This window comes from Microcystis sp. LSC13-02, assembly GCA_002282935.1.
In the GTDB taxonomy this organism is placed as follows: Bacteria; Cyanobacteriota; Cyanobacteriia; order Cyanobacteriales; family Microcystaceae; genus Microcystis.
Map to the genome: position 1 here is coordinate 12,104 of MTBT01000065.1, position 24,609 is coordinate 36,712.

At 43.6% G+C, this 24,609-nt stretch carries 24 protein-coding genes; 13 read left to right on the plus strand and 11 right to left on the minus strand.

From position 1 onward, the window contains the following. Positions 1 to 73: 73 nt before the first annotated feature. The 3 genes from BGL89_RS03860 to BGL89_RS03870 all read right to left on the minus strand — a co-directional run bounded on the left by BGL89_RS03860 (position 74) and on the right by BGL89_RS03870 (position 2,254). On the minus strand, positions 74 to 988 hold the full coding sequence (locus BGL89_RS03860; protein WP_286824529.1) for a Sll0314/Alr1548 family TPR repeat-containing protein: 915 nt from the start codon (positions 986 to 988) through the stop codon (positions 74 to 76). A 35-nt stretch (positions 989 to 1,023) separates the two neighbouring features. Next, on the minus strand, positions 1,024 to 1,179 hold the full coding sequence (locus tag BGL89_RS03865) for a hypothetical protein (RefSeq protein ID WP_286824530.1): 156 nt from the start codon (positions 1,177 to 1,179) through the stop codon (positions 1,024 to 1,026). 73 nt (positions 1,180 to 1,252) lie between these two features. Then, complete coding sequence (locus BGL89_RS03870; protein ID WP_286824531.1) at positions 1,253 to 2,254, minus strand: RNA-guided endonuclease InsQ/TnpB family protein; 1,002 nt, start codon at positions 2,252 to 2,254, stop codon at positions 1,253 to 1,255. A gap of 395 nt (positions 2,255 to 2,649) precedes the next feature. Here BGL89_RS03870 and BGL89_RS03875 point away from each other — a divergent pair, with 395 nt between their 5' ends. Beyond that, entirely contained in the window at positions 2,650 to 3,297 is a 648-nt protein-coding gene (locus tag BGL89_RS03875; protein WP_286824532.1) for an ABC transporter ATP-binding protein, read from the plus strand. Positions 3,298 to 3,396: 99 nt separating this feature from the next. Then, the gene (gene rsmG, locus BGL89_RS03880) at positions 3,397 to 4,074 is read left to right on the plus strand and encodes a 16S rRNA (guanine(527)-N(7))-methyltransferase RsmG (RefSeq protein ID WP_286824533.1); all 678 of its coding nucleotides are present in this window, start codon (positions 3,397 to 3,399) and stop codon (positions 4,072 to 4,074) included. 2 nt (positions 4,075 to 4,076) lie between these two features. Here rsmG and cax read toward each other — a convergent pair whose 3' ends face one another. The 3 genes from cax to BGL89_RS03895 form a co-directional block, all read right to left on the minus strand. Beyond that, positions 4,077 to 5,165 (minus strand): calcium/proton exchanger, encoded by a 1,089-nt coding sequence (cax, locus tag BGL89_RS03885; protein ID WP_286824534.1) that lies wholly within the window; start codon positions 5,163 to 5,165, stop codon positions 4,077 to 4,079. A gap of 27 nt (positions 5,166 to 5,192) precedes the next feature. After that, positions 5,193 to 5,825: a YdcF family protein gene (locus tag BGL89_RS03890; RefSeq protein ID WP_286824535.1), complete on the minus strand. Its 633-nt coding sequence runs from the start codon at positions 5,823 to 5,825 to the stop codon at positions 5,193 to 5,195. A gap of 157 nt (positions 5,826 to 5,982) precedes the next feature. Further along, positions 5,983 to 7,467: a site-2 protease family protein gene (locus BGL89_RS03895; RefSeq protein WP_286824536.1), complete on the minus strand. Its 1,485-nt coding sequence runs from the start codon at positions 7,465 to 7,467 to the stop codon at positions 5,983 to 5,985. A gap of 104 nt (positions 7,468 to 7,571) precedes the next feature. On the opposite strand from BGL89_RS03895, the gene BGL89_RS03900 reads away from it, so the two are divergent. Then, the gene (locus BGL89_RS03900; protein WP_286824551.1) at positions 7,572 to 8,243 is read left to right on the plus strand and encodes an MBL fold metallo-hydrolase; all 672 of its coding nucleotides are present in this window, start codon (positions 7,572 to 7,574) and stop codon (positions 8,241 to 8,243) included. 485 nt (positions 8,244 to 8,728) lie between these two features. Then, positions 8,729 to 9,697 (plus strand): thiamine-phosphate kinase, encoded by a 969-nt coding sequence (gene thiL / locus BGL89_RS03905; RefSeq protein ID WP_286824537.1) that lies wholly within the window; start codon positions 8,729 to 8,731, stop codon positions 9,695 to 9,697. Positions 9,698 to 9,700: 3 nt separating this feature from the next. Here thiL and ffh read toward each other — a convergent pair whose 3' ends face one another. Next, entirely contained in the window at positions 9,701 to 11,137 is a 1,437-nt protein-coding gene (gene ffh / locus BGL89_RS03910) for a signal recognition particle protein (RefSeq protein ID WP_286824538.1), read from the minus strand. Positions 11,138 to 11,202: 65 nt separating this feature from the next. Further along, on the minus strand, positions 11,203 to 11,595 hold the full coding sequence (locus BGL89_RS03915) for a hypothetical protein (protein ID WP_286824539.1): 393 nt from the start codon (positions 11,593 to 11,595) through the stop codon (positions 11,203 to 11,205). 84 nt (positions 11,596 to 11,679) lie between these two features. On the opposite strand from BGL89_RS03915, the gene hslO reads away from it, so the two are divergent. From hslO to BGL89_RS03940, 5 genes are all read left to right on the plus strand, one after another. Beyond that, positions 11,680 to 12,594 (plus strand): Hsp33 family molecular chaperone HslO, encoded by a 915-nt coding sequence (gene hslO, locus BGL89_RS03920; RefSeq protein WP_286824540.1) that lies wholly within the window; start codon positions 11,680 to 11,682, stop codon positions 12,592 to 12,594. Positions 12,595 to 12,658: 64 nt separating this feature from the next. Continuing rightward, positions 12,659 to 14,614, plus strand: coding sequence for a chromosome segregation ATPase (locus BGL89_RS03925; protein ID WP_286824541.1), 1,956 nt, complete (start codon positions 12,659 to 12,661; stop codon positions 14,612 to 14,614). 569 nt (positions 14,615 to 15,183) lie between these two features. Further along, positions 15,184 to 16,395 (plus strand): pentapeptide repeat-containing protein, encoded by a 1,212-nt coding sequence (locus BGL89_RS03930; RefSeq protein ID WP_286824542.1) that lies wholly within the window; start codon positions 15,184 to 15,186, stop codon positions 16,393 to 16,395. Positions 16,396 to 16,574: 179 nt separating this feature from the next. Beyond that, a complete protein-coding gene (locus tag BGL89_RS03935; RefSeq protein WP_286824543.1) occupies positions 16,575 to 18,218 on the plus strand; it encodes a Ppx/GppA phosphatase family protein in 1,644 nt (547 codons plus the stop codon). A gap of 132 nt (positions 18,219 to 18,350) precedes the next feature. Next, a complete protein-coding gene (locus BGL89_RS03940) occupies positions 18,351 to 20,000 on the plus strand; it encodes an alpha/beta hydrolase (RefSeq protein WP_286824544.1) in 1,650 nt (549 codons plus the stop codon). 124 nt (positions 20,001 to 20,124) lie between these two features. Here BGL89_RS03940 and BGL89_RS03945 read toward each other — a convergent pair whose 3' ends face one another. Then, positions 20,125 to 20,415, minus strand: a complete 291-nt coding sequence (locus BGL89_RS03945) for a DUF3082 domain-containing protein (RefSeq protein ID WP_286824545.1) — start codon at positions 20,413 to 20,415, stop codon at positions 20,125 to 20,127. A 65-nt stretch (positions 20,416 to 20,480) separates the two neighbouring features. Continuing rightward, the gene (locus BGL89_RS03950) at positions 20,481 to 20,678 is read right to left on the minus strand and encodes a hypothetical protein (RefSeq protein ID WP_286824546.1); all 198 of its coding nucleotides are present in this window, start codon (positions 20,676 to 20,678) and stop codon (positions 20,481 to 20,483) included. Positions 20,679 to 20,914: 236 nt separating this feature from the next. Between BGL89_RS03950 and BGL89_RS03955 the strand changes: the two genes are divergently transcribed. From BGL89_RS03955 to BGL89_RS03970, 4 genes are all read left to right on the plus strand, one after another. After that, positions 20,915 to 21,958 (plus strand): DNA cytosine methyltransferase, encoded by a 1,044-nt coding sequence (locus BGL89_RS03955; protein WP_286824547.1) that lies wholly within the window; start codon positions 20,915 to 20,917, stop codon positions 21,956 to 21,958. 273 nt (positions 21,959 to 22,231) lie between these two features. After that, complete coding sequence (locus BGL89_RS03960; RefSeq protein WP_002754608.1) at positions 22,232 to 22,573, plus strand: hypothetical protein; 342 nt, start codon at positions 22,232 to 22,234, stop codon at positions 22,571 to 22,573. A gap of 169 nt (positions 22,574 to 22,742) precedes the next feature. Beyond that, positions 22,743 to 23,216, plus strand: a complete 474-nt coding sequence (locus tag BGL89_RS03965; protein WP_286824548.1) for a tRNA (cytidine(34)-2'-O)-methyltransferase — start codon at positions 22,743 to 22,745, stop codon at positions 23,214 to 23,216. A 225-nt stretch (positions 23,217 to 23,441) separates the two neighbouring features. Next, a complete protein-coding gene (locus tag BGL89_RS03970; protein ID WP_286824549.1) occupies positions 23,442 to 24,029 on the plus strand; it encodes a prepilin-type cleavage/methylation domain-containing protein in 588 nt (195 codons plus the stop codon). A gap of 13 nt (positions 24,030 to 24,042) precedes the next feature. On the opposite strand, the gene BGL89_RS03975 is transcribed toward BGL89_RS03970, so the two are convergent. Continuing rightward, positions 24,043 to 24,399 (minus strand): 4a-hydroxytetrahydrobiopterin dehydratase, encoded by a 357-nt coding sequence (locus BGL89_RS03975; protein WP_286824550.1) that lies wholly within the window; start codon positions 24,397 to 24,399, stop codon positions 24,043 to 24,045. Between the last annotated feature and the right edge of the window lie 210 nt (positions 24,400 to 24,609).

The following is a 24,609-nucleotide window of genomic DNA, read 5'->3' on the forward strand; positions in this document are numbered from 1 at the left end:
GCCTCTTGCCTTTTGCCTTCAGAAGCTGATAACTGATAAAAAAACCAAATATTGACTATTTTTAGGCTTTTTTTTAAGGATTAGCGGTGCTTTCTAGGGATTTAATCTCCTCCTGTACCTTACGGTGTTCGCGATTTAACTGTTTTTTGACCGATTCGGGGAGTTGTTCCTGTTTTTTCAGGGCATTATTAAAGTAATCTAAGGCTAATTTCAAAGAGCCAGTATTTTTATCCGTATTGCCTTGAATTCTCAGGATTTGACCTTTCAGATACATTAATTCTGGATTATCGGGGGTCGCTTTCAGAGCGTTATCGATAAACTGCAAAGCCTGATCGTACTGCTTTAAATCCCGGTAAGCTAGAGCTATACCTCGATCGACCAAGTAATCAGGACTTCCGTAGGTTTCTAGCCGTTGAATTGCCTCTTGGGGACTAGAAAAGGGTAGATTAACCGCTAAAATCAAATCCATATAACCCTTTAACAGATTCAATTCTGGATCCGTAGGATTAACCTTTTCTGCGGTTTCCAAATACTGAAACACCTGTTGTAATCTGGGGATAGCCGATACTGCTCCTTCGGTTTGAAAAACGTAGGTTCCCTCCAAAAAACTCCCCACCGCTAGATACAAATTTCCCCTTAAGGGGTCGCTGGCCTGCATTTGCTTGGCCGCTTCCTTAGTTTTCTCGGAGTAGGTTTTTAGGGTGTTCCAATCCTGGTCGGTAAAAGCAAGAGAGGCGCGCATAGCATGGGACAAAGGTTCTTGGGGTTCCTTTTCTGTGGCCTCAACAATTAATTTTTTGGCCTCTAGATAGTTACCTTCTTTAAAAATAGCGTTAAAAGCGGCCTCGGTCTTATCGCCAATCGGTCGGGGATTGGTTTTGCGGAAAGGATCTCCAGCTAACCCAGGACCAATCCAGTTAACCATTACCATAACAGTCAGCGAAGCACCGATCGCCATTCTTTTCGTTAAACCTAACCTCAGCACCATGGTCAAAAGTCTCCTTGAGCGAATGAAAAAATCTGTCACATTGACACTCCCGCCGTCAAGCTGACGCTGGGACGGGGGATTCTTGATTCACCCCAAACCCGCTTTTGGGTACAAGTACCCACGAGTCTTACAGTTTCTCCACAAGCTTGAAATTCCGACTGTCCATCGGTATTTGTTGACAGTATTCTCATACCTTCTTCCCTTAAATTCTTGGCTGCGTTTTCATCTCTATCGTGTTCAGTCTTACATTCTGGACAAATCCATTCACGAATACAAAAGAGTCAACAAATCATTTTTAAATCCACAGCAAGAACAGAGTTTTGTACTCGGATAAAACCTGTCAACTTCTACAAGTTTTCCTCCCTCTCTTTCTAGCTTGTAATCCAAGAAATTAAGCAACATACCAAATCCAGCGTCATGTATTGATTTGGCTAATTTAGTCCGTGCTAACCCTTTAATACTAAGATTCTCGGCTACAACGATTTGGTTTTCATCGCACAACTTTCTGGAGATTTTATGAAGAAAATCTTGTCTAGTATTTGCTATCTTTTCGTGAACCTTGGCTACCTCCTTAATGGCTTTTTTGCGATTATTAGACCCCTTGGCTTTACGAGACAATGCTTGTTGTCTCCGCTTTAAACGTTTAGCGTATTTTCTGGTAGGTTTGATTGGGTCAACCTTGTAGGTTGTTTCACCATCAAAAACCGTAACCAAAGAAGATAAACCTAGGTCTATCCCTGATATTTTTAGTTTTTCAATGGTTGTTGAGTCATCCATTTCAAATAAGATGGCAGCAAAATATTTATCTGTACTGGTTTTAGAAACAGTTACGGATTTAATTTTGCCGTTTATTACTTGAGAAATCTTAGCTTTTACCACCCCTAATTTAGGTAGCTTAATTCCCTTATTTCTTATTGAACAACTTTCAGGATAACGGATTGATTGTTTTTTGTGCCTACTTTTAAACCTAGGAAATTTTGTTTTTTTTGAGAAGAAGTTCTTAAAAGCAGATTCTAAGTTTTTCAATGATTGCTGCAAGGTAGCGGCAGTAGCCTCAGCTAACCATTCAAAATCCGGTTGTTTCTTGAGTTGGGTGAGGTCTTTTGCCATGGCACAGTAGGTCATTCCTTTACCCGTCTCTAGGTACTGATTGTTAGTTTTATTTAAGTAGTAATTCCAAACGAAACGAACACAACCCAAGTTTTTAGCTAGGGCCAGTTCTTGTTCTTTGTTTGGGTATATTCTCACTTTTAAAACATTTAACATCAGCCTGAACCCGTCTGTGTCATTTTTTAGTATAAGACTTACCGCTTAAATATGTCAAGCTCATACATACCTTGAGAATCAAGCCTTTCCCAATAAGGAAACGCTGTCGCGTTAGTTTAGATTCTGGTCGCAATTCATCTCCCGTTAATTTCTGGTATATTTTTAATTAAGGAGAAATTTAACGGGAGTCCTCCTGCTCCATTTACATAGAAACGAGTTTCGGCTCTTCGGTTTGTGTTATGCAATGGACGGGGGTTATAAGGGATGGAACCCTTATATAGAAAGGCATTTAGCGATTTTTGTCAATTGTAGTCGATTTATGCCCCCCTATCGAACCATAACAAGTAACGAAGAGCCCGAGTTTCTAGACTTAATTTCCAGTTATTTTCCTCTCAATGCTTTATCTCAAAGATGTGGTTTATCATCCTCCCGCTGCTCTCAATCCCATTTTACAGGGGATTAATCTCGAATTAGCTCCCCAAGAATTAGGTCTGATTGTCGGCCCCAGTGGTTCCGGAAAAACGACTCTTTTGGAAATTCTAGCAGGCTTTGCCGATAAAACAGGAGGGACAATTCACTGGCGCGACCAAGAATTAACGGTGCTGCATCTGCAACAATTAGGAGGAATCGTTTTTCAGTTTCCTGAACGTCATTTTTGCGGTAAAACCATCCTTGAGGAGTTGCGTCTCGGTCATCCGGAGATTAAAAGCGATCGCCTAACGGCGGCCTTAAAGGAGGTAGGATTAGAAAATATGCCTCTGGATACTTCTCCCCACAATCTTAGTGGAGGTCAACAGCGTCGTTTATCCCTCGCTGTCCAGTTAATCCGGCAGCCTAATCTGTTACTTCTCGATGAACCTACGGCCGGTTTAGATTGGTCGATGCGTCGTCAATTGGCTAAACTTCTCGCTAGTCTCAAACAACACTGGACTTTATTAGTGGTTAGTCACGATGCCGGAGAATTACTCCCCATTGCTGACCGTCACTGGAAAATTGAACAAGGACATTTGCGGGAATTAAAAAGTGAAAAAACAGATAGTTGAGGTTTTAGGGTGTTAGGGTTTTAGTTGAATTTCCCCACTTCCCTCATAGCTGATGACTGATGACTGATTACTGATGACTGATTACTGATTACTGAATTAATGATCCTTCCCGAATTATTTGACCTTTGGCAAGAAACCCTAGAATGGCAACCCGATGGGGCCATACAAGCGCGATTTCAACAACTTTATGACTTGATTTTAGAGGGTAATCAACGTTTTAATCTCACCCGAATTACCCAACCAGAGGAGTTTTGGGAAAAACATCTTTGGGATTCTTTATCGGGTTTAGCTTGGTTACAAAAATCCCAGCCAGATATATTGACAAAATCCCTATCAGTCATCGATTTGGGGACCGGGGCCGGGTTTCCGGGGGTGCCAATTGCGATCGCCTATCCCCATTGGTCGGTGACTCTCTTAGATTCCACCCAAAAAAAGATTAATTTTCTTGAAGAAGTTATTGACAAATTAGAGTTAAATAACACGAAAACTCGTTTAGGTCGGGCGGAAATCGTCGGGAAAAACCCTAAACATAACTGTGCTTACGATATCGTCTGTTTGCGAGCGGTTGCTAATGTGGATATCTGTGTTAACTATGCTTTGCCTTTCCTGAAAAAGACCGGAATCGCTATTCTCTATCGTGGTCAGTGGTCATCGGAGGATAGTTCGAGTTTAGAGAAGAATTTAGGGAAAGCTGGCGGTAAAATCCTCGAAATTGCCAGTTTTACCACTCCCTTAAGCCAAAGCGTCCGTCATTGTCTATATATCGGCAAGGGATAACTTTAAGCGGTGAGAGGATGGAAAAAGAAAGCCAAGGCGAGGATAGCATAGGTAGCTAAGAGTAACATTCCCTCTAACCAATTCGATCGCCCATCACCACTAATTGAATTAGCTAACCACACCGCTACAACCACTGCCACCAACTCAAAGGGATTAAAATTTAGATCCATGGGCTGACCGATAATATAACCCATGATAACCAAAACCGGAGCCACAAACAGGGCGATCTGCATACTGGAACCGACGGCCACAGATACCGATAGATCCATTTTATTCTTAAGGGCGACGGTGACAGCCGTAGCGTGTTCGGCCGCATTACCGATAATAGGCAAAAGAATCACCCCAGTAAACAGCGCCGTTAAACCTAGCTGTTCCGTAGCCTCCTCTAGGGATGCCACCAATAACTCCGATTCTACGGCCACGGCGATAGTAACGACCAATAAAATCAAAGACCAAAACCAGACTTTCGGCTTTTCGGGGTTTTCTGTGGCGCTTTCCTCCTCGATACCAGCAACCCCGACATCGTAGAGATAGGTGTGGGTTTTCATGGAAAACAAGAGACTTAAACCATAGACGAAAATTAACACCGCTGCCACGGCCACGGATAGACGCTGTAGGACTGCTTCCCCGACTCCCGTGGAGGTAAATTCCACGGCAGTGGGTAAAAGAATCGCCACCACCGCTAAATTCATGGCCGAGGCATTTAAACGGGCAGTTATTGGTTGAAATTCCTGTTCTTTGAAGCGTAAACCGCCTAAAAACATCGATAATCCCATAACTAAGAGTAAATTACCGATAATTGAGCCAGTAATCGTCGCTTTTACCACATCGATAAAACCTTCCCGCAAAGCGACATAGGCGAGAATTAATTCTGTGGCATTGCCAAAGGTGGCATTCATCAAACCGCCAATATTTGGCCCGACCACCACCGCAATCGCTTCGGTGGCTTCCCCCATGTAGGCCGCTAGGGGGATAATGGCTAGACAAGCAGTGATAAAAACTACCGTTCCGCCCCAGTGTAACAGCGAACCGGCGATCGATAGCGGCACAAAAATCAATAAGATGGCGAAGATGGTATTTTTGCTTAACATAAAGTGGGTAATTTTGTCAAGATAATTTTATTTTGATTGGGTCGGGAACTGAGGGGGACTAGAAGCGGATTTTAGCCAAAATTCCCCGGTAGAGCCGGTTATTATCCATAATATTGCCCTAAAACCGTCTCTGAGCGACTTTTCTAGGGGTTCGGGGGGTGATTGGGAGGGAACAGTCACCGGTTTAATCACAATTCCGCGACTACCAAAAACAATTTCTCCCACTAATCGCGCCCTTCTCATGTGATTATCGGAAGTGACTAGATAGACACTATCAATACCTTGGGCTTTCAGTTGATCGGCTAGGCTAGTAAAGTTAGTGACAGTATCTCGCGCATTGTAATCGAGATGGAGACGTTCTGGGGGAATTCCCGCTTTTTTAAAAATCTTTCTCACATATCGTCGCGGACTACCGGAAGACACCCAAATCGGTAGATCAGGATATTCCTTAGCTAATTTTGCCGCAAAACGTTCTCGATCGGCATGACCTCCCAAAACAAAAATCGCTTCCGGTTTTGCCCACTGCTGACGTAAATCGAGGTATAACCAGCCTAAACTCGCCAAAATTAGCGGAATAGCCAGCAATTTTAACCTAGATTTGCCTAACTTCGCTTTCAGAGAAACTCGCTTTTTTCTCCGAGAATTAGCCTTGAGAACCATATAACAGTGATCGGTGAGCGGTTGTCAGCCTTCAGCTTTGTGGGTTAAAGTGATCGAGGGTGAGGGTCATCGAACTCACATTGACGTGGGAGATAGGGATTTTATCCCCTAACTGACCGATAATTTTCCCAGAACTCAGGTTGATTGATGCGGTCGCTTACATCCCCCACCAACGGGCCAACGCTTCGGGAAGGGGCAGCAAAATACTTAATAACAAAGACAGGGAAAATAGGCCTAATAAATCTCGTTTATTATCCAATTCAGTCACATCATTTAATGCAGGTTGATCGCTGACTGGCATTAATAAAAGAATAATCGCCCAGAGTAAAAAATCGGGCTGCACTAGGGCTAAAATAAACATGAATAATCGAGTTAATTGACCGATAATTATGGCGGTTTTCTGCCCATACATGGCGTGAACAATATGACCACCATCCAATTGACCCACGGGCATTAAATTGAGGGCTGTAACGATAATTCCCACATAACCAGCTACCGCTAAAGGATGTAAATTGATCGCTTTTCCTGCGATTAAATTACTGCCGAGGGCTAGTTTAGCTACGATAGACAAGAGCAAAGAAAACTGCGGATTTAAGGCCTGAAAATTTAATAAACTGCTTTGATTAGTTAGGGGAACTATTTCCGAGAGGGACAATCCCCAAAACAGTAGAGGAATAGCGATAATTATACCCCCCAAAGGACCGGCCACTGCCACATCAAATAAAGCTTTGCGGCTGGGGACTGGGGATCGCATTTGAATAAAAGCCCCGAAGGTGCCTAGAAAGAAAGGAATGGGGATAAAATAGGGCAAGGTAGTTTTAATTTTATATTTAACTGCTGTCAAATAATGGCTAAATTCGTGCAGTCCTAAAATAGCAATTAAGCCTAAACTGTAGGGGAAACCTTGCAATAATAAACTAGAATTATTTTCTAATTGTTGAGAGGTAATGCCACTTAATCCTGCACCGATGACTGTGGTAGTTAAGAGAGTTAATAACAATAAACCCAGGGCAAGAAAGGGGCGAGTAATTTTTTCAGTTTCTATAGTTTCTGTTTTTTGCTGCCAGGGATTAGCCACAAGAGCGAAAAAAGGTTGTCCCTGAAAACTTTCTTGGAAAAGCAATAAAAAGCGATCCCCAAAAACCTTTTCCACATTGTTTTTAATCACTTGATAAGCTTCTTCGGGAACCGCTCGCAATTTGCCCCGACAGAGAATTGCCTGGGGACGATAATCGATATTTTGCAGATAATAAATCCCCCAAGGAAAACAATCTCGTAGGGATTTTTCCTCTTCGGCAGTGATCGGTTTTAAATTATTTTTAGCCGCAGGATTATCAAGATTTTCTAGGACTAAATTCGCTGTTTCCGGTGGTGATGGGGGACTTTCTTGGGGAGTAACCCGTCCCTTCTGTACTAACCACCAATACAAAAAAGGACAGATCACAAAAGGGCCGATCAGCAAAAATGCCGGCATGGGGGTATCCTCTCCATAGATTAACATCCAGCCCGTCCAAATTAGAGCCGGAGTCATCAGGACAAACCAAATTAACCAAATTGGTGTTGTCGTGATTTTGGCCACGCTACGCTTGACGATAAAATAGGTGAAACCGCCCAGAATCCCTAATAACAACCACATTTCCATATCGGCTCTTTTCTCTTGAGTAAAAGGCGGCTAATTTCAGCCGGCCCGGTCAACGATTGTGCTAAGTTATAAACCGCATTGATTGTGATTTGGATAGGCAAACCATGCGATCGGAAACCGAATCGTCTCCTTTAGAGGTTAGCAAAACCACAAAACCCCCTCGATTAATTCTAGAAGGTTTATACGCTTTCTCGCCTAATCGGGAAACCCTAGGGGGAACCTCTTATCTTATTGTAGAAAATACTGGTAATATTCTGGTGGATTGTCCTAGCTGTGAGGAGAGCGAGCGGGATTTTCTCCTAGAAAAAGGAGTCCGTTACCTATTTTTTACCCATCGCGGGGGTCAGGGGAAACAGAGCGATCTTCTGCAAAGTTTGCTCAATTGTGAGATTATTCTACAGGAACAGGAAGCTTATCTGCTTCCTCACCGTCAAATTACCGTTTTTCAGCAGCAAATCCAGTTATCTCCCACTTGTAGCGCTTTTTGGACTCCAGGCCATTCTCCCGGTTCCTCCTGTCTCTACTGGCAACGTCACGGGGGGGTTTTATTTACCGGTCGTCATCTTCTCCCCGACAATCAAGGTCAACCGCAACCCCTACAGACCGCGAAAACTTTCCACTGGCCGCGGCAATTGCGATCGCAACAGGCCATTTTAGACCGTTTTAACCCAGAAACTCTCTCCTATCTTTGTCCTGGAGCTAATACCGGCTTTTTACGCGGTCGGGGAATTATCGATCGCGCCTACGAAAAAATCAGCGCAAATTCTCTTAACTAGGGTTTGCGGCAAAAAGTTTCTCGGTGGGGGTTGGGGGTTGGGGGTTGGGGGTTGGGGGTTGGGGGATGGGGGATGGGTTTTACCGATTTTCAGGTGGTCGTACTAAATCCGGTTATTAAAAACTGATTATTTATTCTCCGTTTGGCATGAGTGCCTCTCCTGATATGTAGCCTATACTCAACGGATTTAGTATTACTTCCGATTTTGCCACTCAATCCAAGCTTTTGGGGGGTTCTACCCCCCAAACCCCCCGTTGGGGTCGTGGCGCCGCCCCCAAACCCCCCGCGCATTAGTTTTTCAGTGGGATGCTTACAGGCAGCCGCTGACACATCTGTAATAATTTAAGAGTCACGACCCTCGCCACGAGTGCTTCTCCTGATATGTAGCCTATACTCAAAAGCCTTATTTTAAAAGGGTTTTACCATTATTCAGCAAGCTCTAACTAAAGACTTTTTAGAAGCTGCATCGTTCAATTCTCAAACATCATGAATTTAACCGTTAAAGACTTGGGTGAACAGGGATTGCTACCGATTCTGCAAAAATATTGTCCTGCGGAGATTATCGGTGATGATGGGGCGATTTTATGCCTCAAAGATGGTTATTCTCTCGTTGTCACCACTGATGTTTTAGTTAATAACGTCCACTTTAGCGATCTTACCACCTCTCCCGAAGATGTGGGCTGGCGAGCGGCGGCGGCTAATTTATCCGATTTAGCGGCTATGGGGGCAGAACCCCTGGGAATTACGGTAGGATTGGCTTTAACTCCCGATCTAGCCATCGATTGGCTAGAAGGACTCTATCGGGGTCTTAGCTCTTGTCTGCAAGTATATCAGACGGCGATCGTCGGGGGTGATCTCTGTCGGGCCACGGAGATTAACATCAGCATCACCGCCCTGGGACAAGTGGCAAAAAATGAAGAGATTAGACGTTTTAATGCAAAAGTTGGCGATAGTATCGTTATTACTGGTTATCACGGTTTATCGCGGGCTGGATTAGAGTTACTCTTCCACCCTGAAACCGGTAGGAATTTAAATTCCGCCCAAAAAAAGCGATTAATCCAAGCTCATCAACGCCCGCGACCGAGACTTGATTGCATACCACATTTACAAAAAATTGTCAAGCAATTTCCCATCGCGGGCATGGATAGCAGTGACGGGTTAGCAGATGCCATCATGCAAATTTGTCGCTGTAGTGGGGTTGGTGCCGAAATCGAGAGGATTCCCCTGCATCCAACCCTGAAAGAATATGTAGGAGCCAAAAAAGCTCTAGAATGGGCTTTATACGGCGGTGAAGACTTTGAGTTAGTTTTGTCTTTGCCCCCGGACGATGCCCGAGAATTGCTCGAGAAAGTGGGGGAAGAGGGGGCGATAATCGGTCAAATTGTCCCGGGGAAAGAGATAAAATTAGCCGACGGTAGAAACCTAAGTTTAAGCTCTGGATTTCAACATTTTTAGCCTCTATAAATCGCCAAAACCTTTCTTTTTCTTGATTTTCTTCGGTTTTTTCGGGCTGCCACCTTGACCGCGGAACCCCGGTTGATTGCCACCCCCAAACATTCCGCCACCCATCCCGGGCATCCCCGGCATAGCGGGCATTTGTCCCCGTCCCATCTGTTGCATCATCGATCGCATTCTGGTGAAATTAGTAATTAGTTTGGTAACTTCCGTTTCCGGATGTCCCGAACCTTTGGCAATGCGACGACGACGATTAGGAGATTTGGCCAATAAATCGGGGTTAGCGCGTTCCTCCGTGGTCATGGAATTAATCATCGCTTCCGTGCGTTTTAACTCTTTTTCGCCCTTTTCGATGTCTGTCCCGCTCAGTTTGCCCAGACCGGGGATTAATTTTAAGACTCCCCCCAGGGAACCCATATTTTTTAACAGCCGCATCTGTTTGAGGAAGTCATTAAAATCAAACTTGGCCTCTAAAATCTTGGCCTGCATTTTGGCCGCGTCTTCTAGGTCTAACTGTTCCTGAGCTTTTTCCACTAGCGTCAGGACATCACCCATATTGAGGATGCGACTGGCAAGGCGATCGGGATAAAATGGCTCTAAAGCCTCGACTTTTTCCCCAACCCCAACAAATTTAATCGGTTGTCCCGATATTTGCCGCACTGATAGGGCAGCCCCACCGCGAGTATCACCGTCCAGTTTGGTGAGAATTGCCCCCGTGATGCCGATTTGTTGGTGAAAAGTGTGGGTGAGATTGGCCGCTTCTTGACCGGTCATCGCATCCACCACTAATAAAGTGTCGTCGGCCTTGACAATTTTCTTGATTTGTGCTAGTTCGCCCATCATCTGGGTATCTATCTGCAAACGACCGGCGGTGTCGATGATAACCGTATCTACGCCCAATTCTTTGGCTTTTTCCACACCTTGACGGGCGATATCGACGGGATTAGCCTGAGAACCCATCTCGAAGACGGGAACATTTATCTGTTTACCGAGGGTGATTAATTGGTCAATGGCCGCTGGACGGTAAACATCGGTAGCCACCATCAGGCAGCTTTTGGACTGTTTGCGGAGATATAGGGCTAATTTGGCGGTGGCGGTGGTTTTTCCTGTCCCTTGCAACCCGGCCATTAAAATTACGGTGGGGGGTTTATCGGCCTGGGCTAGGGGAACGTTGCTTTCCCCCATAATTTTAACTAATTCATCATAGACAATTTTGATAAATTGCTGGCCGGGATTGACTCCAGAAATAACTTCCGCGCCGAGGGCTTGTTTCTCGACCTCAGCAATAAATCCCTTGACCACCTGTAGGTTAACATCTGCTTCTAATAAAGCCCGCCGGACTTCTTTAAGGGTTTCTTGTATATTGGCCGAGGAGATTTTATCTTGACCTCGTAATTTTTTCCAGGCGTCTTCTAAGCGGTCGGCCAGTGCGTCGAACATAGTTTCGGAATTAAATTTTTAACTAGATCGATTTTATCTCAATGTCGGGCTGAAGACCGCCGCTCTTACCCTCCTAAGTTCTGATTGCTCAAAAATAGTCGTAATTTTAATAAACTGAGAGTTTGACCGAGATTGAGGGGAAGGAGGGAAATGCCTTCTAAACGTGATTGTAACCAACTATCGCCCCAATACCATTCGTGATAGCCATCGATACCTTGACTCAAAAGCAAGCGTAAACACTGGTCATTAGCTAATAAAACCTGATGTTGTACGGGAATTAAACCTAACCAAGAGGTAAAAGTCAAGCCTTCCTCTAATTTATCGGGTAGATTGGGCGAGAGCATTTGCGGCCACAGCCATTGACGGAGATGAGCAGTTTTGAGCAAACTATCCCGGATAGCCTGTTCACTGGCCGAGATTTCGATACGCAGCTGACTTTGTTGAAAATTGCCGAACATATTGTTGTCTGATAATTTTTGTTAAGTTAGTTAAAGAATAACTAAAAATCGGGACAGCGTTTTACAAGGATAACAGTAAGTAGTATGGCAGATAAATTAATCCGCGCCACGGCCGCCGATGGGGGAATTAGAGTAGTAGGAGTGATTACCACTCGTTTAACCGAAGAAGCCCGCCAAAGACATAAATTATCTAACGTAGCCACCGCCGCTCTCGGTCGCACTATGGCATCGGCTTTACTCTTGGCTTCCAGTTTAAAAAAACCCGGTTCTAGGGTCAATATTCGCATTAAAGGCGATGGTCCCCTAGGCGGTGTTTTAGTTGATGCCGGACTCGATGGCACGGTGCGGGGTTATGTGGACTGTCCCCAGGTGGAATTACTCCCCAATGCTAAGGGTAAATTAGATGTGGGTCGCGCCGTGGGTGACAAGGGTTATGTGCGGGTCTTGCGGGAAGAAAAAGGCGAGGAGAGAAATGAACTTCAAGAAAGCATCGTCGAGATAGTTTCTGGGGAAGTGGGGGAAGATATCGCCTACTACCTGGACCAATCGGAACAAATTCCCTCCGCTTTGCAAGTGGGGGTTTTTGTCGGTACGACCACAGGAGTAACGGCTGCCGGGGGAATTTTATTACAAGTTCTCTCTAAAGAAGCGTCCCGGGATGAGGTCTTGGTGGCTCGTTTAGAGTCGAGATTGCGAAAATTAACGGGATTTACGCCTCTTTTACGGGCAGGAAAAGGACTAGAAGATATTTTTCAGGAACTTCTCGGAGATATGGGTCTAGAAATTTTTCCGGCTGTGCAGATGCTGCGTTTTGATTGTGATTGTTCTTTTGAACGGGCCTTAGGAGCTTTAAAATTCCTCGGGGTCGATGAATTAAAAGACATCATCGAAAAGGATAAACAAGCGGAAGCCATCTGTGAGTTTTGCCAGGAAGTGTATAGTGCCAACGAGACGCAATTAATCGAATTAGTCGAGTCTCTACAAGCTGAATCTTGCTGAGAAGTTGGGCAATGAGCGCCATTAAGGTAAAATCTATCTAAAAATATCCGTCAGGGAGTCGTGAATGTTTAAAGGAAAAGAATTAACCAAAAATCTAGTCAAACGAGAATCGATTGACTCCCTGACTCGTTGGCCAGAGAAAACTAAATCTTTTCTTTTTCTCTTTTGGTACCGATACCAGCATCGTTTCACTTGGAAAGTTTGGGCGGCTTTATTTGTCGTGGTCTTTGGCGGTGTTGGCTTTCTCGCCACTTGGCAGTTATTAAATATGCAGAAGTCGCCCAATTGCCCGAAAATCTTCTGGCCTATCGCTTCTGCCTCCCTGCGTCTCTACTGCGCTCAACTTTCCGCCGATAGTCGCACCGTGGCAGGCCTACTCGAAGCAATTGCCCTAGTGGAAGCTTTGCCCGATGACCATCCCTTGCGATCGCAAGTTAATCAACAGGTGGAAGAATGGGCGCGAGATATACTGAATTTGGCTGAAAAAGACTATCAAGCGGGAAATTTACAGCAAGCAATCGCTAAAGCTCGTCAAATCCCCAATAATATGGCAGTAGCGGCAATTATTGAAGAAAGAATCGCTAAGTGGCAAGGAACTTGGACGGAAGGCAACGAGATATTAAGCAAACTAGAGGAAAATCTCCGCGCTTCCAACTGGAATCAATCTTTCCGTCTAGCGGTGGATTTATTGAACTTAAATAACGAATATTGGGCAACGGTTAAATATAATGAAGCGCTCGCTAAAATTACCGTCGCCCGGGAAGATAGCAGTAAATTAGATAATGCCTTTAATCTCTTTGCCCGGGGCGGTCTCGACAATTGGTTCAAAGTCATCGAAGAAGCTAGAAAAATTCAAGCCAGCAGTTATGCCTATCAGGAGGCAGAAAAATTAATCGGGAAAACCGAGGATAAACTACAAGAATACGCCGAAAGATTAATTGAGCGGAAGCAATGGCAAGCTCTCCGGGATTTGGCTAACCAAACCCCCAAAGACCTCAAAATTAAAGAAGATGTCACCGATTGGTCCCTCTTGTCCGCAGCGGCCTTAGATGCGGAAGCCGGCACGGTGGAGGGATTGGAAGCTGCCATACTGGGACTAGAACAAATCGACGCTTCTCGACCTCTCCATCAAACGGCCCTAGCTATGAGGGAGCGCTGGCAGTTACAGGTACAGGATATAAGAATACTGTCCGAGGCTAGAGATTTAGCACAAGCAGGTACGATCGAGCAGTATAGCGCCGCTATCGCGAAAGCGGGCGAGGTTCCCCGTAATAATCCCCTCTGGTCGCAAGCACAGCAGGAAATTGGCTCTTGGAATCGTCAAATACAATTGATTGAAGACCGGCCGATTTTAGAACGGGCGCGGGAAATCGCTCTCCCCGGCGATATTAATTCCCTGGGTAACGCTATTATTCAGGCGCGGGCAATCGCTAAGAATCGGGCCTTATACCGAGATGCTCAAGGGGAAATTCGCGACTGGCAAGGGCGGATTGAACGCATGGAGGATCAACCCATTTTAGATCAGGCGCAAGCTTTGGCCAATCTCAAAGACTATAGCACGGCGATCGAAACTGCCAATCAAATTCCCCCCGGTCGCGCTCTTTCTGCGGAAGCTTCCCAAAATATCCGTCGCTGGCGCCGAGAGTTGCGGGCCCGTCAAAATCTCCAACAGGCTAATCAATTAGCGGCGACGGGAACCGCAGAAGGTTTAACCCGGGCGATTGCTTTAGTTACCAATATTTCCACTAAAACCGATGCGGGTGTGCAACGGACTGAATTGCTGGAACGTTGGAGTTATCAGCTTTTGTCTTTAGCCACGGAACAAGCTAATAATGGTCGTTATCTGGAAGCTATTCGCCTGGCTGAATCCGTATCCCCGGAAAGTACCGCTTACAGTTCGGCTCGCTCGCAAATACAAGGCTGGCGCAATATTCTCCAACCTCCGGCCCCACCGCCAATAGTTGAATCGACTCCCCTCTCCCCGGAGTCCCCGATAGAAACACCGAGTCCGGGTCAATAATCAGTTTTAGGGGCTGTTTTTCCGGTGAATTGCCCCTAAAAAAGTCCCTCATCCCCAGGGGTCTGTCCAGTTAAAATTGACGGATATAATTGGGTTAATTTGAGGCGAGCATCTTTCCTGAAATTGCCAGTCATACTAAATCCGTTGAGTATAGGTAACATATCAGACAGGCAAAAGGCAAGAGGCAAAAGGCAAAGGGGAGAATAAATAATCAGTTTTTAATAACTGGATTTAGTATCATACCAAATCCGTTTTTAATAGTGTGAATAACTTTTAAACAGGATTTAGTATGATTCCTGTAAATGAAATACTAAAAATTATCATCATTATTTTTAATTAATAAATTACAACAAAAATAACCAAAGCTAATTTTAAAAAGATAATAGATAGTTGTTAAGCTAAAACGCATTTTAACCGCCTCTCCTTAGATTAGCTAAATCTCCCTCAATCCCTTTACTGTTGCCTCTTGCCTGTTGCCTCTTGCCTGATCTCAACAAGCAATTTAAATACGCGGGCAGCTTATGAATTACATTAATCAATCAAGCAAAAAACAGAACTCTGTAATTTCTATGAGAGCAAGTGAGGTACTAGATTTATATGCCAAAGGGAAACGCGATTTTACAGGAGTAAAATTAAAAGGACAGTGTTTTCACGGAAAGAATTTATCGGGGGCTAATTTTAGTCAAGCCGATCTCCGTGGCACTAATTTTCAAGGGGCTATTTTAGAGAGAACTAAATTTACAGAGGCCAGGGCAGGATTACTAAAGCGCGGTCGGCTACAATTAATCTTAATTTCTTGGTTAATAGCGGCTGTCTGCGGCTTTCTGTGGGGATTAGCTGGTTATTATCTAGCTTTAATGCTGGTGACAGATGTAACCGAATTTAAAATCATTGGTGCGGTGATAATTACAATTTTATCTCTAATTTACGGAATATTTTATCGTCAACGAGTTGGGGGATTGCCCTTAGTTTTATCCTTGATTTCTGGTCAAGCAATAAGTTTTATTCTAGCAATTCTTATTAGCTTAATTTTAACTTTATTAACAGTAATTATACTAGCTTTTCAAGGAGCATTAGCAAGAATAGCCGTGATGAATGTAACTTTTTCTATAGCTTTGATTGTTGGGGTTTGTGTTACTTTATTCACCGCTTATCTAGCCTGGTTATCCCTAGAAGAATCGAGAGCAACGGTCACGAAATCGATGGCAATTGCTTTTTTAGCCAGTAAAGGTACAAATTTTTTCGGGGCAAATCTGCAAGAAGCTGATTTCACGGGAGCGCAGTTAAAAGCCACTGATTTAAGGGCAAAAGATTTAACTAGAACTCGATTTTATCTGGTATCGGGCATCGAGCGAGCGCGCTGGGAAAAGACAATTCTGGAGGAAGTTGCGATGAGAAATCTTCTGGTTACTGGTCAAGGGGAAAATAAAGCTTATATTGGCTATAATTTTCGCGGACTAAATCTTTCCGGGGTTAACTTAAAAAATGCCAACCTGACTAGGGCAAATTTCAGTGAGGCAAATTTAGCCTACGCTAATCTAGAAGGGGCAAATTTAGCCCATAGTAACGTGATGAGAGCAAATTTACAGGGAGCCACCTTGACGGGTGCTTGTATCGAAGCTTGGAAAATCGCCGAAAATACCAATTTAGAAGGGGTTGATTGTGATTATATCTATTTAGTCGAGTGCGATCGAGAGCGCCGTCCTTGGCAGGGAGAATTTGGGGAAGGGGAATTCCGGCAATTGGCCCTAGAGCAGCGAAAATTGTATATTGACGAATAAGATAACTGCTATACAAAGCCAAAATTGCGGCTCCGAGGCGGGCAATTAGAGGGATAATAAGACCAACCCCGATCGATCGGGTGTCAGAGGCGGCGGAGTTACATCCCGATGCCAAATAAGGTTATTTGCCCTTTTCCCTAACCCCTATCCCCCGACTGGTAACTGATCACTGATAAGCGATGGTGAATATTTCTAATCAAGTTATACCCAATCGGGGACTAGCGCCCCTTAGAAAAGCCTCCGATGTCCAAATCCTAGCGGCGATCGATATTGGGACGAATTCGGTTCACATGGTAGTAGTGGCAATTGAACCGTCTTTACCCGCTTTTACGATTATTGCCAGAGAAAAGGATATAGTCCGTCTGGGCGATCGAGATAGAAAAACTGGTAAATTAACCCTAGCGGCCATGGAAAGAGCGATCGCCGCTTTAAAACGCTGTCACGATCTGGCTATTAGTCTCCATGCGGATCAGATTATTGCCGTTGCCACTAGCGCCACCCGGGAAGCGACCAACGGCGACGAATTTTTGGCTTTAATCGAGAAAGAAGTCGGTATTTCTGTAAATCTCATCTCCGGACAGGAGGAAGCGCGCCGGATTTATCTCGGTGTCGTCTCGGGGATGGATTTCCAAAATCAAGCCCATATTATTATCGATATCGGTGGTGGTTCCACAGAATTAATCTTAGCTGATAGTCAAGAAATTCGCTTTCTTAGTAGTACCAAAATCGGGGCTGTGCGTTTGAGCCAAGATTTGATCACCACCGATCCCATTAGTACCACAGAATTAGCCTATTTAAGAGCCTACACCCGGGGAATGTTAGAGCGGGCAGGGTCGGAAATTAAACATCATTTACAGGTGGGAGAAGTGCCGCGTTTAGTGGGAACTTCTGGGACGATCGAAACTTTGATGACTATCCATGCTTTGGAGAAATTGGGGGAAATTCCCAATCCTTTAAATGGTTATCAATTAACCCGCAAAGATGTCAAAGAATTGGTCAAACGTTTCGCCACTTTGGACTATCACCAAAGACTGGCAATTCTGGGGATGTCCGATAAACGGGCCGAGATAATTCTAGCTGGTTCGATCGTGCTTTTGGAAGCGATGACCATGTTAGATGTTGATAAGTTAGTTCTCTGTGAAAGAGCCTTGCGAGAAGGGGTAATCGTCGATTGGATGCTGACGCACGGTTTAATTTATAATCGGTTACTTTATCAGAGTCAAATCCGTCAGCGCAGTGTCTTGAAAATAGCGAAAAAGTATCAAGTTAATTTAGAATCTGCTGAGAGAATAGCGACATTTTCCCTGTCTTTATTTGAGCAAACCCAAGCACAATTACATTCTTGGAATCAGGAGGCTAAAGATTTGTTATGGGCGGCGGCTATACTGCATAATAGTGGTTTATATGTTAGTCATGCTGCCCATCATAAACATTCCTATTATTTAATTCGCAATGGTGAACTGTTGGGCTATACGGAAATAGAGTTAGAAGTTATCGCTAATATCGCTCGTTATCACCGCAAAAGTAAACCGAAGAAAAGGCACGATGATTTTATGAAATTAACTGAATACTATCAGTATATGGTCAGACATTTAAGTGCTATACTGCGCTTGGCTGTGGCTTTAGATCGGCGACAAATAGGAGCGATTAAAAAGATTGAATGTAAGTACGATCCTGAATATAGAACCCTACATCTGCATCTTTTTCCTAATAATGCTGAAGATGATTGTGCTTTAGAATTGTGGAGTTTAGACTATAAAAAACCTGTTTTTGAAGAAGAATTTGGGGTGAAAGTAGTGGCAACTTTGGCATTTTTGCCCTGAAACCATCTACCGCCGGTATTAAGTAGCTTGAAATCGGCAAGATTGGAATTTTCATACCACTGTTAAAAACTGTCAGGTTACTGTTATAATCCAGAGGGAATAGTATCGCAGAAAGAAAAGGAGCCGAAAAACTTGTTGCAATTAGCTAAAATTGGTCGCTTGATCGCTCTTGGTTGCTTGGGAACGATACTGTCTAGCTTTCCTGTCCTCTCGGCCGAGAGAATCACTTTTATCTTACCGCCCTTTAGTCGTACCCTAGAAATTAGTTCCCTAGAAAAGTTTGTCGAGACTGGCAGAATTGACGCTAATCTAAGACAATATTTAGGTAATACCACCCCCGAACAACAAAGAGAATTTCGCCAAGCTTTAACCACAAGTAAAGAAATTAATCCCGTCCTGATCTCGCGCTTTTTTAACACCACAATGGGGGAAGATATCCTCAACCTTTTAGGGGAACTGATCACCATTCAAGGGGGTATTAATGGTAAATTCGCTCTGCGTTCTGCCCTAATTAAATCAGCTTTTGAACCGGGAGGGGTAACTATTCTTAACCTGCTGCGTAATCTGCCCACTAATATGCAGATTGATGTGACAAGAGTGCAAAGATTAGCTAGGGCGATCGATATCGTCCTGAAAGCGACCACAGTATTCACGGAAAAGGTGGCGCAATTATCCTTAGAAGAAGCTAAAAAGGCCGGTGAAATTAATTTTACCGCCATGACCGACCCCCGACAACCGGGACCGCAACAAGTAGAACAAATGCGGCTGGATTTAACCGATAGCCGTCGTCAGAGGGAACTTTATCTAATCATTGTCAAACCCAAGGGGCAATTAACCCAGAAAACCCCCGTTATTGTCTTTTCCCACGGTTTAGCTTCTCGTCCTGAAGATTTTGTCCGACAAGCGGAACACTTGGCTAGTTACGGTTATCTCGTCGCCATGCCCCAACACCCCGGCAGTGATACCCTACAGGTGCAGAATCTGCTCGCCGGTTTATCGCGGACGGTTTTTTATAGCAACGAATTTGTCAATCGTCCATTGGACATATCTTTTGTGATCGATGAATTGCAAAGACGCAACGCGGGGGAATTTCAGGGGCAATTAGATGTAGATAATGTGGGAGTTGGTGGACATTCCTTCGGCGGTTATACAGCCTTAGCCGTGGGTGGAGCGACGATCGATTTCGAGAATTTACAACGGGACTGCCAAAGAAGATTAGCTTTTCTCAATGTCTCCCTCTTGCTGCAGTGTCGTGCTTTGGATTTACCCCGAGAAGAATACAATTTTCGCGATCGGAGAATCAAAGCGATTTTTGCGGTTAATCCGTTTAATTGGAGTATTTTCGGGGCTAAAGGACTAGCTAAGATCGAAATTCCCACTTTTGTAGCGGCAGGAACCTACGATCCCGCTACCCCCGCTATTTTTGAACAGGTGCGCTCTTTTCCCCTGCTCAACACCGAAAATAAATATTTAGCTCTGATTGAAGGTCAAGCTCACGTCGATTTTTCGGTACTAGACGCGGGAATTAACGAAGCGATCGAATCCATAGCCGATCTTACCCTGCCAGCACCCTATGTGATCGATAGTTACGCCCATTCCCTATCTTTGGCCTTTTTTGAGGTGTATATTCGCAAAAACCCCGGCTATAAACCTTTTTTACAGGCGGCCTATTCCCAATATCTCAGTCAAGGCCAAGAGTTTAGATGTTTTCTGATTACCCGCGCCTCCTCGGCCGCTTTAGAACAACTCATCGAAGATTTTATCGCTCAAAATGTCCGTTAATCAGTTATCAGTTATCAGTTATCAGTTATCAGTTATCAGTTCACTGTTTACTGTTTACTGTTTACTGATCACTGAAAAGCTCCCCACTTACCCACTTCCCCACTTCCAATTCATAATTCATAATTTATATTTGTTGATGGCGTTTAAGCAGTAATTGGATAGCCAAAAGAATTAAACCAATGGTGACAAAAGCAAAAATAAAGGTTCCTAGAGAAGCTAAACCAAAAACTAAAGTGCGGACAGCACTGCCAATTCTCAAGGCGATCGGACTGTGAGCAACCATCGGTTTTGAGTAAAAAGAATGACCGATCGCTGCCGTGAGATAATAGAGAATTGTCCCCAGTGCTGCCGAAATTGCCGCACCAACTAAACAGCGAGTAGGAGTAACTTGTTTGGTTTCTAATTCTGTGGTCATTACTTTTTAGTCCTCAAATATTGCCCAGGTTAAATTTTAATTCTTTTCCCCAGTATTTTACCCGACTAGGACCAAGGAGCGAGGGTGGAAGCAAAAGAAGTATCGACTTGTGAGGAGACGATCAGGTCTTGATTCTGGTCTAGTTCCCGTTTTAACTGTTCCCAATCACCGGGGTCGGTCAACTCCTCATAAACAGGGGCCGCGGAAACGATCGTTTCTTTGTCCAATGACCAGCTTCGGGAAGGAAGGACTGGATTAGTCAAAAGTCGATCGTCTCACTTTCAGGGTCAAGATATTCTACCCCATACTTGGCTTTTAATTTTGACAGTTGTTCGAGTCGGTAGTATGCCAGTGCCTCTGGGTGCATCTCATTTTTGTAAATCTACGTGCGCGTTGCGGGGGAGATGGCGAGAAAGATTCGAGCATTTATACTAAAATCTAGGATAGCCGGTTTAATATCGTCTCAGGGATCAAAACTAAAGCTTAGAATAGATAAAATATGTGGACTTTTATTGATTTATTTGCTGGGATAGGAGGATTTAGAATCGCCCTAGAGAATCTCGGTTGTCAATGCGTTTTTTCTTCGGAAATCGATCCTCACTCCCAAAAGGTTTACTTGGCTAACTATGGTCATTTACCCGATAATCAAGACATCAGAAAATTAGAGGCGAAAACTGTACCCGATCATGATATACTGTGCGGCGGGTTTCCCTGTCAAGCTTTTAGTATCGCCGGCAGAAAACATGGTTTTGAAGATGCACGCGGAACCTTATTTTTTGAAGTTGCCCGTATCTTACACGAAAAGAAACCGAAAGCTTTTATCTTAGAAAATGTCCAGGGATTAGTCCATCATGATCGAGGTAGAACTTTAAAAACTATTTTAGATATATTAGAAAAGGATTTGCATTATTTTGTCCCCACTCCCCAGATTTTAAATGCCAGATATTTTGGGGTTCCTCAAAATCGTCCCCGAATTTTTATCGTCGGGTTTCGAGAGGATTTAAATATTTATCATTTTTCCTATCCCCAACCAACCCAGCAAGAAACTTGTCTCGAAGATATCCTAGAAGAAAAGGAAGTCAGCGTTAAATATTATCTCTCTAATCAGTATTTAGAAACTTTATTTAAACACAAAGCTAGACATCAAGATAAAGGTAATGGTTTTGGGTATGAGATTATTTCTCCCGATGGTATCGCTAATGCGATTGTGGTGGGAGGTATGGGAAAAGAAAGAAATTTAGTTATCGATAAAAGACTGACTAATTTTACTCCTGTTACTCGCATTAAGGGAGAGGTAAATAAATTATTTGTCCGCAGAATGACTCCCAGAGAATGGGCAAGATTACAGGGGTTTCCTGATAGTTTTCAGATTGTTGTCAGCGATGTCCAAGCTTATAAACAGTTCGGTAATTCTGTGGCTATTCCCGTGGTGGAAGCGGTGGCAAAAGAAGTGATTAAAGCTTTAGATTTATCCAGAGATTCTCAAGAAAATATCAGGTTTAAAGAACTACAGGGGAGACAATTAGATTTATTGTCAATCTGAGGAACAATAACAATTTTTTCTAGGGGTTTCGGTATATTAAGAATAGTTATTATTTGATCAATATGATCGCTGTTTATGCTCGACTCTCACTGGATTAACAGTGGACTTGTTACATAATTAATTTTCGAGAGTTCAAAAATGAGAAAAATAGGCATAAGACAAAAATAAAAAGAGCAGCAGAGGTGATGGTTTCGCCGGTTGTGCTTGTGAAAGGTATCTCTCTTATACTACACTTGTAACACCAATATGTTTAGTATTTGGGAGAAGAAAATTATGCGGACAATTACACGCACCACCACCACCGAGATGGAAGTCACTAGCATTCGTCTAGAAAGAGTCCTCAAAGACAAGCTGAAAGAGATTTCCGGCAATCAAGGTTATCAAGCACTCATTCGCGATGTCTTATGGAATTTCGTTCAGCAGAAATCAGGGGATTATCGACCTCAGTTTTGTGCTGGTGATATAAGGGCAGTATTTAACGCTACAGCTAGAAAAAATGAGATTTGCGCTCTTACGGGCAAGCTAATCCCCGCTAATGAAACAATGTTATTAGGTTTGACAATCCATGGCGATTTAGTTCCCTTGAGTATGGATAGTTATGCCAATTTAAAATAAGTTTGACTAGGGTGGGGCAGAATGCAGTATAGTTAGTCCTCACCCATAAAGATAAGGGAACAAGCAATAGGAAAGTGGGAATTATAAATTATGAATTATGAATTGAGAGGTGGGGAGTTTTTTGCTGTAAACAGTCAACTGATAACTGATGACTGATAACTGATAACTGATGACTGAACCGATTTTACGAGTGGTTTTAATCAATCCGCAAATTCCGCCAAATACGGGGAATATTGCCCGTACTTGCGCCGCAACGAGGACAGAATTGCATTTAGTTGGTCCTTTGGGTTTTGAAATTAGCGATCGCTATCTGAAGCGCGCCGGCTTAGATTATTGGCCTTATGTAAAACTTATGTACCACTTGACAATTAATGACTTCTGTGCTTATCAACAAAAGAGCGGCGGAAGGGCGATCGGGTTTACTGTGCGCGGCAGCAGCAGTTATGTGGAATACAGCTATCAAAGCGGAGATTGGCTACTTTTTGGCAGTGAAACCGACGGTATTCCGGCAGATTTATTAAATCAATGTGATGACACGGTTTATATTCCCATGGCGGAACCGGGGGTGAGAAGTTTAAATCTTTCCGTTAGTGTGGCAATCGGATTATTTGAGGCCAGACGACAACTGGGATTTATTCGTTAGCGGGACATTTGGCTATATAAACAGAGCAAATAAACTGAATTGACCAAAAAATTAGAAAATTGCTTTTATTTAGCTGATTTTTGCCCGGAGCAGAAAAAATAGCAATCGCCATCAATCTTGTCCGTAATAACAGCAAGAAATTATGTGGATTATCCTAGCGCAAGTTAATTGTTGCTCCTTTGTAATTACATAATTTATTGAAAATAAAAAGGCAAGATGAGGCTCATGAATATCTTAGACCTTCCTCCCAATACTTTTCGCAATTTCCAGCTTTTTAATCGGCAAAAATCCACCTCTGGCTTAACTCAAGTCGAGATGTTAGTTACCCTAATTTTATTAGGAATTCTCTTAACTATTGCCCTTTCTGCTTATCATCGTTTAATGGCTTGGATTCGCTTAAATATCGCCACCTTTGAAATATCACAACAGTGGAAAAATACCCGTTATCAAGCCACAGGAGAAGGTTCTCATCCCCTATCTTTGTGCATGGCAGCAAGTGAAACCGAACAGATTAAAGTGGCAAAAGTACAAGGGGACAAATGTGAAAATGTCACCGATTGGACTCCCATCACTCGTGGTGTTAGCATCGATACTGATAATTCTACCCTACGCCTAGTTAGTGGACCTGTGGGTAATCAAGGTACAATTTATCGCGCTAGTTGGGCCGATACAAAGGGGGGGTTAGGAGGTTCTTGGGGACAGTTAGGCAGAATTACTTTAGTTGCTGCCGGTACACCCGATAAAAGCTGTTTATTTTTATTCCGTGTTGATGGTAGTTGGGATATTCGCCAAGATAATAAATGTGTGGTTTAAAGCTGATTTAAAACTAGGGAATCAGGCGATCGATTTGTTGAGCTAAATCAAAATCTAAGTTACTTAAACCTCCCACGTCATGGGTAGTGAGGGAAAGAGTAACGCGATTGTAATTGATGGTAATATCAGGATGATGGCCTAGGGATTCAGCTGGAGTAACTAAGCGATTAACAAAAGCGATCGATTCGATAAAATTGTTAAATTTAAAAGTTTTTTCAATCCGTTGATCTCGTAACTGCCAACCCGGGATAGTCTGTAATTGTTGAGAGATTTCTCGATCGGATAAACGAGTAGCGGGTAAAGAGAGGACTAATTGACCAGTTAACCCAATCAAGAAAGCGATCGCTATTACTAAAAATTGCTTCAACATTGAAGACGCTCCCGTAGTTGTGGTGAGCAGAAAAAGTGATCGATCACGAGGGCATAGTCCCAAAATCTAACATTAAGAAACACTTTACACCTTGACATCCTCGCCGCCGTAAAACGGAAGGCGATTCCTCACCACGCCACCTTTTTAGAATGGTCGCTGAATGGGGTTGACGCTTCACGGGATGCTGCTTCTTTAACAGAAGTCTTACGC